4 protein-coding genes are annotated in these 12,257 nt (G+C 40.6%); all 4 read right to left on the bottom strand.

The window, feature by feature from the left end; genetic code table 11:
• Nucleotides 1-110: 110 nt before the first annotated feature.
• Nucleotides 111-1,493 carry a cytochrome P450 gene (locus V7K46_RS23200; RefSeq protein WP_335117223.1) on the bottom strand — a complete coding sequence of 461 codons (1,383 nt, stop codon included), beginning with the start codon at nucleotides 1,491-1,493 and terminating at the stop codon, nucleotides 111-113.
• 189 nt (nucleotides 1,494-1,682) lie between these two features.
• A complete protein-coding gene (locus V7K46_RS23205; RefSeq protein WP_335117225.1) occupies nucleotides 1,683-3,056 on the bottom strand; it encodes a cytochrome P450 in 1,374 nt (457 codons plus the stop codon).
• Complete coding sequence (locus V7K46_RS23210) at nucleotides 3,056-7,168, bottom strand: non-ribosomal peptide synthetase (RefSeq protein WP_335117227.1); 4,113 nt, start codon at nucleotides 7,166-7,168, stop codon at nucleotides 3,056-3,058. The genes V7K46_RS23205 and V7K46_RS23210 overlap by 1 nt, the downstream gene beginning before the upstream one ends.
• Nucleotides 7,169-7,592: 424 nt before the next feature.
• A complete protein-coding gene (locus tag V7K46_RS23215; RefSeq protein ID WP_335117229.1) occupies nucleotides 7,593-12,236 on the bottom strand; it encodes a type I polyketide synthase in 4,644 nt (1,547 codons plus the stop codon).
• Between the last annotated feature and the right edge of the window lie 21 nt (nucleotides 12,237-12,257).

Raw genomic sequence — 12,257 nt, forward strand, 5'->3', positions numbered from 1 at the left:
AAATCTCTCTTAAAAAGGGTACTTTGATTCCGGTTCCCCCCTTAAAAAGAGGGGTTAAGGGGGATCTAAAAGTGCCTAAGGTCACAGCGAAACACTTTTCAAACAACCTCTTACGCTGAATTAGCAGCAAACTTCTGTGGCTGCTCTTGGCACTGACGGCCAGAGAGGAGCACCATCTTCAATCCTCTGGCAGGGGGATAATTGATACCTAAGGGCATTGGTAGCTCTGGTCTTTTATCTGCCAGTGCTAATTGATAACGTGAAAGAATCGTTGCCAATACAAGCTTCATTTCAAATAAACCGAAAGCTTCGCCAGGACAACGACGAGCGCCGCCGCCAAAAGGCAGAAATTCGTAAGAAGAGAATTGTCTCTCTAAAAAGCGCTCTGGTTTAAATTCTTTCGGTTCTGGGTACAAATCCTCACGCTGATGGGCCAAATAAATACTACCTCTAAGTATTGTCCCAGGACTCAACTCATACCCCATAAGCTCAATAGGTGATTCTACCATGCGTGGAAATGTGACTATCTGAATCGGGTTAATCCGCAAAACCTCATTACAGACAGCACTAAGGTAGGGTAGTCCAGCAATGCTCACGGGGTCTGGGCACTCACCAAGGTTATCTAGTTCTTGGAGCAATCGTTCGCGGACTAAGGGCTTCTTATGAATCCAGTACAAACCCCAAGCTATTGCACTTGCTTCGGTATTCCTACCAGCGATTAGGAATGAGGGTAGCAAGTCACGCACATCCCGATTTGTCAACATCTCACCCATTTCATCTTGGCTAAATACTAGATTGGAGAGGACATCAGTGCCAGAGGAATCTCTTTGCTCACGGCGTTCGTTGATTTTGGTGTAGACAAGTTGATCAAATTGTTGCTGTAAGCGAAGATAGTATCCCCATGGACTCCAGCGACCTAAATCCTGTTGCAGGTAAGGGAAAGAAAAGACGATTGTCGCCATAGGAGAGCGCAAAAAACTTAGTGCCGAAAAAAGCAGTTGACCGATTTGTTTGTAATGCTCTCCCTCATGCAGGCCAAACAACGCCTCCAAGATCACGTGCAGAGTGATAACTTGCATGAGCGGAAAAGCTAAGAAAGGTTTGCCAATCGCCTGCTCACTCATGATTTTCTCTGTAAGAGTACAGATTCGCTGCCCATGGACTCGCATCCGCTCACCGTGAAAGGGGGGCATTAAGAGCTTGCGCCGATGTTTGTGCTGTAATCCATCTAGCTGGAGTAAGCCGTTGTTCGATTCAAAAATGGCGGATGCTCCTCGTTGAAACTTTCCAGGAGATGTAATCTCTTTTGCATTCGTGAAAATCTCTTTAATACCCTGTGGATTGCTCACTATCAGTACAGGTGTAGAACCTAACATAATAGTGAAAATATCACCATATCGCTTGCCAATAGCATCCATGTAGCCAAAGGGATCAGTTTTAAATTGAATATTCTGCAACCATGAGGCAGGTTTTGGCCCTTTAGGTAGTTTCATCAGTATTCTTAATTTGTAATTTCTTAATTATTAGAACCTATCCCACTAATAATATTTGTGGTAAAAAGCTTAAGCTTATTGAGAAATAAAAGTGAAAAATCAAGGTTTTCAAGCAGATTTTACGAACAGAAGTAGAATTTTTTAAAATTGTGGGATAGATTCTAATATTTGCTAATATTGTTGCTAGACTCAATTAATCATCAGTTGATGTGGCTGCCTTTGGCGCTGACGTTGACCGTACATGACCATTTTCACACCACTAGCAGGGTAGCAAAGGAGACCTCCAAACTTTGGTCGTTCTGGTCGCTTGTCAACCAATGATAATTGATAGCGCGAAAGAATCGTCGCCAATATAAGCTTCATTTCAAACAAAGCAAAAGTTGCTCCGATACAAACACGAGCACCGCCGCCGAAGGGGAGAAATTCATAGGGAGAGAATTGTTTTTCGAGAAATCGCTCTGGCTTAAATTGTTTTGGTTCCGGGTATAAATCTTCTCGCTGATGCGTGAGATATATATTACCAATGAGTACTGTACCGGGACTCAACTCATAGCTCATTACCTCAACTGGTGACTCTACTAACCTCGGAAATGTGAATAATTGAGTCGGATAAATTCGTAGTGCTTCGTTACAAACAGCACTAAGGTAGGGCAGTGCAACAATGCTTTTTGAATCTGGGTAATCACCAAGGTTATCGAGTTCCTCAAGTAATCGCTCACGAACTAGAGGCAAACGGTGAATCCAATATAAAGACCAGGCAAGCGCAGTTGCCGAAGCATCCCTAGCCGCTCCTATGGGTGAGATTAATAGATCACGCACCTCCTCATTTGTTATCGGTTCACCCGTTTCATCGCTTGCCAATATTAGCTCCGAGAGCATATCAGTACGAGAAGGGTCTGCTTGTTCGCGGCGTTCTTCAACTTGAGTATACAGTAATTGGAAGAGCTCCTGTCGGAGGTAAAAGAAGTGTCCTTGCGGACTCCAGTGACCAAAATTCCGCTTTCCAAAGGGAAGTTTCATAACCAGCTTATGAAAGGGGGATTGCGGATGTTTGAGCACAGAAGAAAATAGATACTGGACTTTTTCGTAGCGCTCTCCCTCATGTAAGCCTAAGACAACCTCTACACCTACCCGCAGGGTGATATCTTCAATGGTAGGGGAAGCAAGGAAAGGTTTACCAAGCACCTGTTGGCTCATTATTTTTTCGGTGAGTTCGCAGATACGTTGCCCGTATGCTTGGATCCGCGCACCGTGAAAAGCAGGCATCAATAGCTTACGACGATGTTTGTGGCGTAAGCCATCGAGCTGAAGTATTCCTTGGTTTCCTCCCAGGAAGGCGAAACTTTGGTTCAATGCACCCCTAGCTGTAATTTCTCTAGTGTTAGTGAAAATCTGCTTAATTCCTGAGGGATTGCTGACATAGACTATTGGTGTAGAACCAGACATTACAGTGATGATGTCACCATAGCGTTTGCAAATGACATCCATACAACCAAACGGATCAGCCTGTAATTGCTGATTCAGCAGCCAGAGGGGGATTTTCGGTCCTGCGGGTAGTTTCATCAGTTTTCTTTATTCGCTTTCTCTATGCAAAAGTAAGCATTATCAATACAAATTCTTAATTGTCTAGTTAATTCCTGAATATGAGGTTCATCTATTATTGAGAAATGATTGCCTGGAACATCAATAACCTTGATTGGTTGACTGGAACATTTACCCCAACCTAACAAGGAGTCATCAGTATTAAATTCTGGACTTTCAAAATCATGAATAATTTTTTCTTTCGCTCGCAAGAGAGTAATCTCATGAGGATAAACCTGCGAGACATAATTTCGCATGGCTTGAACATTAGCTTTGAAAATCGTATAAGTACGCAGATAATCCTTAATCTCTGTGTCACTAAAGATGAAGTTTGCTTTTTTATTTATCAAACGAAGTTGTTCATCCAGTGGCAAATCTCTCAGTTCTTCATAAGGAACTAAAAAGTCTACATCATTGTGAGTTTTGATTTCTTCAACAAGGCGAAGTAATAACTTAGCATCATCTTCTTTTGAAGGTTTAATAGTCGTTTCTGTTAATATGGCATCAATGACAACTAACAAACCTATCTTTTGACCCTGCCTTTGTAATTGTTGTGCCATTTCAAAAGCAAGGACACCACCGTAACAAAAACCTCCTAAAAGATAGGGGCCATTCGGTTGCACCTTACGAATTTCTTGGATGTAGCAAGCTGCTGTTTCCTCCACTGTCATGATTTCAGATTCTTGTTGAGTATGACTTTGTTCCAAGGCATAAAATGGATATTCCTCACCAAGTCTTCTGGATACTTTAAAGTAAGGATTAACACCTCCACCAGCGCCATGCATGCAGAAGAAAGGAAGCTTGGAACCAGAAGACTGAATTGCAACCAGATGAGAATTGGATATCTCACGGAAAGGCTGACTGACAATAGTCGCTAGTTTTTCGATTGTCGGGTTTTCAAAAAGAGTAGATAAAGAAAGACTATGCCCAAATCTGTCGTGAATTTGAGACCTTAACCGAACAGCTAAAAATGAGTGACCACCCAAGTCAAAGAAGTTATCTGTAACTCCAATCGAACTAGTATTCAGGAGATTTTCCCAAATTTTCACCAAAGCCAATTCCGTAAAATTCTGCGGAGCAATGAAGGATTGAGTCGTGTTTGGTCGGATACGATCATCAGTGGGAAGCGATCGCTTGTCAACTTTACCATTGGGTGTAAGGGGTATTGCATCCAAGACGACGAAAGCAGATGGTATCATGTAATTTGGCAGTTTATGCTGCAAGTGGTGCAACAATAGTGACACAATGTCTTGCTTATCCGTGACGACATATGCAATTAGACGCTTTAAGCCTTGAGCATCATCACCAGCGATGACAACAGATTCTCGCACATCTTTCTGTTGTGCAATCGCCGAAGCAATTTCTCCCAATTCCACACGGAAACCTCTGATTTTAAATTGGTCATCATCACGACCTAAATACTCAAGATTTCCATCGTTAAGATAACGCACTAAGTCGCCACTTTTGTAAAGTTTGCTTCCTGATATAAAGGGATTATCAATAAACCGTTCTTGAGTTAATTCAGTCCGGTACAAATATCCATTTGCCAGTCCATCACCACCAATATAGAGTTCACCAACAACTCCCATAGGCGTTGGTTGCAAATGGCTGCTCAACACATAGACTTGAGTATTGTCAATAGGGCGACCGATGGGAATACTTGTTGCTTGTTTTGGCAATAAACTCGTGTCATAGTAAGTAACATTAGCAGAAACTTCCGATGAGCCATAAAGATTTATCAGTTTTGCAAACGGCATTAATTGGTGGAAAGTTTGGACTAAATTAACAGATAGCGCCTCCCCACTCGTTATCCAGAGTTTTAAATGCGATAAATTCTTAGTTAGATGAGTGTAACTATCTAGGAGTAAGCGCAGTAGTGAGGGGATAAGTACAATCCGTGTAACTTTATAGTGTGCTAGAGTTTCTATGAACAATTGTGGGTCTAATACAACTGCATCTGGAATAATCACAGTGGGAATAGCCTGAAGCAAAGGAGCAAAAATCTCCCATATTGAGTCTACAAAGCTAATCGCTGTTTTCTGGCAACAAACCTCTTCTTTTGTAAAGGGATAGGTTTTCCACAACCAATGCAAGCCATTGACTGTACCTCGATGAGTCCCGATAACACCTTTAGGAGTTCCGGTGGAGCCAGAAGTGTAGATAATATAAGCGAGATTGTCAGCTTTTGAGATACTAAAGAGGTTTTCCTGATTTTCTCGGGCAATCTTGTCAAAATGGATATCCAAGCAAACAGTCTTAGCTAAAGAAGTTGGAAGCTTTTTTAATATCTCCTGTTGGGTGATTAACACCGATGCTTGAGAATCAGAGAGCATAAAGCTAAGGCGCTCTACCGGATAACTTGGATCAAGGGGAATGTATGCACCGCCAGCTTTGAGAACAGCTAAAATCCCCACAATCATTTCTGGCGAACGTTCCAGACAAATGGCGACGAGCGTTTCTTTTGTTACACCCTGCTTTTGTAAATAATGAGCTAGCTGATTAACTCTTTGGTTGAGTTGGCGATAAGTCAATTCTTCTGATTGGCTAATTAAAGCTAATGCATCAGGAGATTGCTCAACCTGCTGCTCAAATAGTTTATGAAGGGAGGTATTTTGAGGATAATCTGCGCTCGTTTCATTCCAATCAAATAACAGTTGCTCTTGCTCGGAAGTAGTTAGCGCTAATAATTCATAGATACGCTGTTCTGGCTTTACAGCAATACTTTCTAATAAAGCTTGGAAATTACTAATAAATCGAGTAATTGTTGCATCTTCAAAAATATCTGTATTGTACTCTAAGCAACCTGTTAAGCCCTGTTGAGATTCAAACATCGACAGGAAAATATCCAACTGAGCTGTACCGCTATCGAACTGCAAAGTACGCACAGTTAAACTAGAAGCTTCCTGGACAGACGTTGGAGTATTTTGCAGGACAAACATCACTTCATAAAGTGGATTCCGGCTTAAGTCTCGCTCAGGTTGCAATTCTTCTACAAGCATCTCGAAAGGCAAATCCTGATGTGCATAAGCATTGAGAGTTACCTCACGCACCCGATGCAATAGTTCCCGAAAACTGGGATTACCACTGAGGTTATTACGTAACACCAAAGTATTCACAAACAAACCCAGCATCCCTTCTAGTTCAACTCGGTTGCGGTTTGCAATTGGAGAACCAATGACGATATCTTCTTGCTCTGTATAATGGTATAATAATGTATTAAATGCTGCCAGTAAAGTCATAAATAAAGTGGCGTCTTCTTGCTGGCTCAATTGATTTAGCGCATCTGTTAGGGTTTTGGAGAAGGTAAAATATTGTTTAGCACCAGTAAAAGTAGTAACATTTGGTCGCGGACGGTCTGTAGGTAACTGTAAGACAGGTAATTCACCCTCTAGTTGTTGCTTCCAGTAATTGAGTTGGGTTTCGAGCAGTTCACCTTGTAGGCAATCTCGCTGCCAAACTGCAAAATCTGCGTACTGGATGGGGAGTTCAGGTAAACCAGAAGGCTGATTTGTAGAAAAAGCTGCATACAACGTTGCCAACTCCCGCAGGAACACACCAACAGACCATCCATCCGTAATAATATGGTGCATGGTCAAAAGGAAAACGTGTTCTTCTTCACCCAAGCGGAGTAAAGTTGCTCTTACAAGAAGTCCTTTCGCTAAATTGAAGGGTTTTTTGGCTTCAAGAGCTGCAAGTTGTTTAATCTCTTCTTCCCAATTTTTAGCAGACAAATGTTCTAGGTTGAGGATGGGTAAGTCCCAAGTTAATTGGGGTGCAATCTCTTGCACTGGCTCTCCATTTACAAGTGCAAAAGTTGTGCGCCAAACTTCATGACGCCTGAGGATTTCATTAAGACTTTGTTGTAGTGCTGTAATATTAAGTGATCCGGTTAAATGAAAGGCACTTGGAATATTGTAGAATGAACTGCTGTGGTAAAGTTGGTCAATAAACCACAGTCTTTGTTGGGAGAAAGATAAGGGAACATTGTTAGAGCTTTGACATCTGGGAATAGTATTAGCTTGAAATTTTCCTCCCTTCCATTTTTCGATAAGGGCTTTTTTTGCAGGTGATAAATTAGAGTATTTTTTATCCATTGTTAATAGTTTTTTATTCGCTCAAAAACTTTGTAATTGACCACGGTTAAAAATTAGGCATAGGCGATCGCTAATTTTAATTGGGAGCATCCACTTTTGGCAGCTCGATTTTTTAGACCAACCATATAGAGGGTTTTTAGCACCAAATAATTATGTTTCTTCCAAAAGTGGATGCTCCCATTTTGATTTCTCAAACCATGATTTTATTGTTAGCTATTTTCAATAACTTTAAATAAACGAAAATATTTATCTAAAGTCTTGCTAAAAATGGTTTTTATTAGCAAAATTAGTTTTACCAGTGTTTAGTTGAAACTTCCATTATCGTGTCAAAGATGGTTTACGATAAACAAAGTAAGCATCATTTGTCGTCGACCTAGTATTTCTAAAATCTCAATAAAAACTTTTTACATCAATATCTGCAATATTAAGCTAAAAGAATTTTAACTTCCTCTTCAGATAATTCTTCAATCTTATCCAATAAAAGTTGTTCTATCATTTCTGCCTGTTTAGCTGGTATCATTGCTTGTACTAACAGGTCACGCAATGGTAACTCTACTGGAAACTTTGCTCGCAATCGAGAAACTAATTGAGTTGCAATCAGGGAGTCTCCTCCCAATTCATAAAAGTTATCGTAAATACCCACTTGTGTAATTCCAAGAACTTCTTGCCAGATTTCAGTAATTTGTTTTTCTAATTCGTTAGTTGGAGCAATATAGGACTTACTGAGATTAGGTCTAGAATAGCGTGAGGATAAGTCTCCTTGAGTAGAAGATTTTAAATCTGGTTTAGAGTCAAGATGAAATGTACATTCGCTCCTAGCTTTGAGATTTAATGTGGAAACAACAACTTGATTTCCCTCTCTTAAAGAGAGTATCCGCTTAAAAACTTCGACACTTTCTATCGAGGTTATAGCTAATTCTATCCCAAATGCTTGTCCAAGTGTTTTTTGTTCTTGGATGGTATTGATCTGTAACTTATTCCAATTTATAGAAACCCACGGCAGAGAGTTAATTTGATTATGTCTCTGACTTAAGGTATCTATTAACTGATTTACTCCTGCATATAAAGATAACCCAAATCCTCCGAAAATGGAAGATAAAGAAGAAAAAATGATACAAAAATCTAACTTTTTATTTTGTAAGACTTTTTCTAATACAGCAATCTTATTACGTCTGGAATAAAACAGTTCTATTAACTCTATTTTACCAATTTCTGGTATGGGGCAAAATGTATTTTCCTGAGTGATTCCTGTTGAATAAATCACCCCATGAATTTGACCAATACTCTCAGGTGCAAGGCTATGGTGCATTTGTTCATAATTAGTTGCATCTGCACGCAACACCAAAACTTCTGCACCCAAATACTCTAATTTTTGGATCTCTTGGATTTTGACACTCACTTCATCTTTTGGATCATTCATTTCTAACCATTGTGAGTATTCTTCTTTTTTTGGAAAAGTGGAATCCTCGATGAATATGAGTGTCGCTTGTAAAGTTTTTGTCAAATATTGAGCAAGCACAACTCCAAGACTTTCTAGTCCACCTGGAAACAAGTAAACACCCTGTTTTCTCAACAGTGTTTTTTCTTCAACTACAGACTCTAAGCGAACTGGCTCAAATGTTTGCACCCAACGATAGCGATCTCGATAAGCAACAACTAAATCAGACGACAAAGCTGTGAACTCATTTATGATTTGCTCCACAATACGACTTGCACAATCATCTATTTCTGTCTCTGCACCCTTGGTATCTCGCGTTAAAACAAAATCTATGCTCTGACAAGTTATATTAGGATACTCTTGAGGAATAACCTTACATAAACCTAAAACAGTTGCTTTCTCTGGGCTGAGAGTTTCATGACCATTAACTTCTTGAATCTGGTTCGATACAACCCAGATTTGCAGGCGCTCAGTGATTTTTTGGTTGTTAAGAGCTTGTGTTAAAAATAGCAAACTTTTGAATTCTAAAAACTCAATTATTTTAGGAGTATTTAATATACTTACACTCCATAAATAGGCGATATTATACGGAGTTTTACCCAACGTAATTAGTTCTTGAAATAACGTATCATAATCATCGTAGTTTTGCGGATTAATAACATAAATTCCTTCAGTCAATTTGGTAAACTGTTGTCCTACGTTCACCACAATCACATTTTTGCCATTCTGTTGGAGTCTATTAACTAACTGGGAACCCACCCCACACTCATCAACAAACACCAACCATCGCTCATTTCCTGTTTCTTCGTCAGATGAGGAGGTTGAATTCGGTAGTAAAGAACGTTTCCATGAAGGAATATAAAACCAGTCAGCAATGTCTTGTTTTTTATCTAATGTGACTGGCTTTCCATTTGAAGAAAGTGATGGAGATTTAGCATCAATCCAGTATCTCTGGCCTTCAAAGGGATACGTAGGTAAAGGTAGACGACGACGCTGTTCATGAGTATAAAATCCTAACCAATCTATTTCTACTCCAAATAGCCACAACCGACCTAATGTCTGTAACAACCAAGCAACATCCGATTCTTCTTCTTTAGCATGGCGTAAAGAAGTCAGCACTAACTGTTTTGCTTCTGGCTTTAGATTTTGTGTTGTTAATGTGCTTAATGTCCGCCCTGGACCCACCTCAAGGAAAACACCTTCAAACTGCTCTAACAGTTGAGATATCCCGGAGGAGAATTTTACAGTTTGTCGCAGATGTTGACCCCAGTAATTGGAATTTGTCGCTTGTTCATCCGTAATCCACGTACCAGTCACATTGGAAATGAAGCGAATACGTGGTGGGTTTAGCTTCACTTTTTTCAAGGCTTGCACAAATGATTCTAAGATTGGTTTCATCATTACAGAATGAAATGCATGGGATGTGTGCAACAGCCGACATTCTATTCCAAGTGAGGATAATTGGTTTTGCAGGGAGGCGATCGCTTCCCTAAAACCAGAAACAACGCACGAAGATGGACTGTTAATTGCTGCTATTTGTACAGACGTGCCATCGCTCATGTGTACATCCAAAAAGGATTGCACATCTTTTTCTGGAAGTTTAATCGCAAGCATACTCCCATTCGGCAACTGTTGCATCAATTCTCCTCTTTTAGCGACAACAGCTAAGGCATCTTCCAGGGAGAACACACCTGCAATTGTTGCTGCGACATATTCCCCAATGCTGTGACCAATCATCGCTTCTGGACGCACTCCCCATTCCATCCACAATTGGGCGAGGGCGTACTCGATGACAAAGAGTGCGCTTTGGGTAATTGCTGTTTGTTGCAGTTGTACAGAAACAGCTTCGGTGTATTTTTCTTGTGGAAAGAGTATATGGTGGATATCAAGATTGAGTAAGGGTTGGAGAATCTGTGTACAAGTATCTACATATTTTTTGAAGGTGGGTTCTACTTCGTACAGTTCCCGCGCCATATTCACATATTGCGCTCCTTGTCCGGAAAACATGAATACGACTGGACAGTGACCAGGCTTCTTGTCATAAGTAAAAACACGTTGCGGGTCGTGGGAGGACAGTACTTTCACTGCATCCTCGCAGTCATGGCAAACCACTATACGGCGATAGTCGAATGCTCGGCGACCTACTTGCAAGGTATGAGCCACATCAGGCAAGGTAATATCAGGATGTTGCTGGAGGTGAGTAGCTAAATTGGTTGTGATAGTTTCTAGGGCTGTACTGGTTTTGGCACAAAGCAACAACAATTGCCAGGGGCGAGATTGGAGAGACTTGTCATGCTTAGTCTCTAAAACTGAGGCTTCTTCCAAGATGACATGGGCGTTAGTCCCTCCAATACCGAAAGAACTGACACCTGCTCTTTTAGGAGTGCCGTTGGTTTTCCATTCCGATAATGTGGTATTGACGTAGAAAGGACTATTGGCGAAATCTATCTGGGGATTGGGTTCTTTAAAGTGTAAGCTGGGTGGTATTTGTTTATTTTTTAGGGCTTGGACTGTTTTGATTAAGCCAGTAACGCCAGCAGCTGTATCTAAATGTCCAACATTGGTTTTTACTGAGCCAATAGCACAAAAGCCTTTTTGATTTGTGCTAGCACGAAAAGCCTGTGTGAGAGCCTTAATTTCAATGGGGTCTCCTAATAGAGTTCCTGTACCATGTGCTTCCACATATGTGATAGTCTCAGGTTCAACTCCAGCTAAGGCAAGCGCTTCTAAAATGACCTCCCTTTGACCATCGACACTGGGGGCTGTATAACCAACCTTTAAAGAGCCGTCGTTATTAATAGCTGAACCTTTGATGATCGCATGAATAAAGTCACCATCGGCAATAGCATCCTCTAATCTTTTCAAGACGACTACACCCAAACCACTGCCGCTATTAGTTCCTTTAGCTTTAGCATCAAAAGCTCGACAGTGTCCGTCAGGAGAATTAATTTTTCCTTCTTGATAATGGTAACCGGTTTTTTCTGGCACTCTTATCGAAACACCACCAGCTAAAGCAATATCACTTTCACCATTGAGCAAACTTTGGCAGGCTAAGTGGACAGCAACTAACGATGTGGAGCAGGCCGTTTGAACATTGATGCTCGGTCCCCTGAGGTTTAACTTGTAAGAAACTTGTGTGGGCAGAAAATCTTTGTCGTTTCCAATTAAAGTTTGGAAGCTGTCTACTGATTCCATCAACTCTCGGTTAGGATATAAATTTGAAAGTAAATAGTTACTTGCAGCGACACCAGCGAAAAGGCTAATTTGACCACTATAGGTTTGAGAGTCGTAGCCAGCATTTTCTAAAGCTGACCAAACACATTCTATAAAAAGACGGTGTTGTGGATCTGTAATTTCGGCTTCTCTAGGAGAAAAACTAAAAAATGAAGCATCAAATAACTCGGTATTTTCAAGTACACCGCCTGCTTTTACGTACAAAGGGTCATTCAGCAATGTTAGGTCTATCCCAGCAGATACTAGTTCCTCATCGGTGAAAAAAGAAATAGACTCTACACCATCTCGGATATTTTGCCAAAAAATATCAACGTTTTTGGCTCCAGGAAAACGACCCGCCATGCCGATAATAGCTATTTCGTCTTTATCATTTAAGTTATTAAAATCATTCAACATATTCAGAAAAACCTTAATAAG

Origin of the sequence: Nostoc sp., assembly GCF_036917395.1 — a bacterium.
GTDB lineage: Bacteria > Cyanobacteriota > Cyanobacteriia > Cyanobacteriales > Nostocaceae > Nostoc.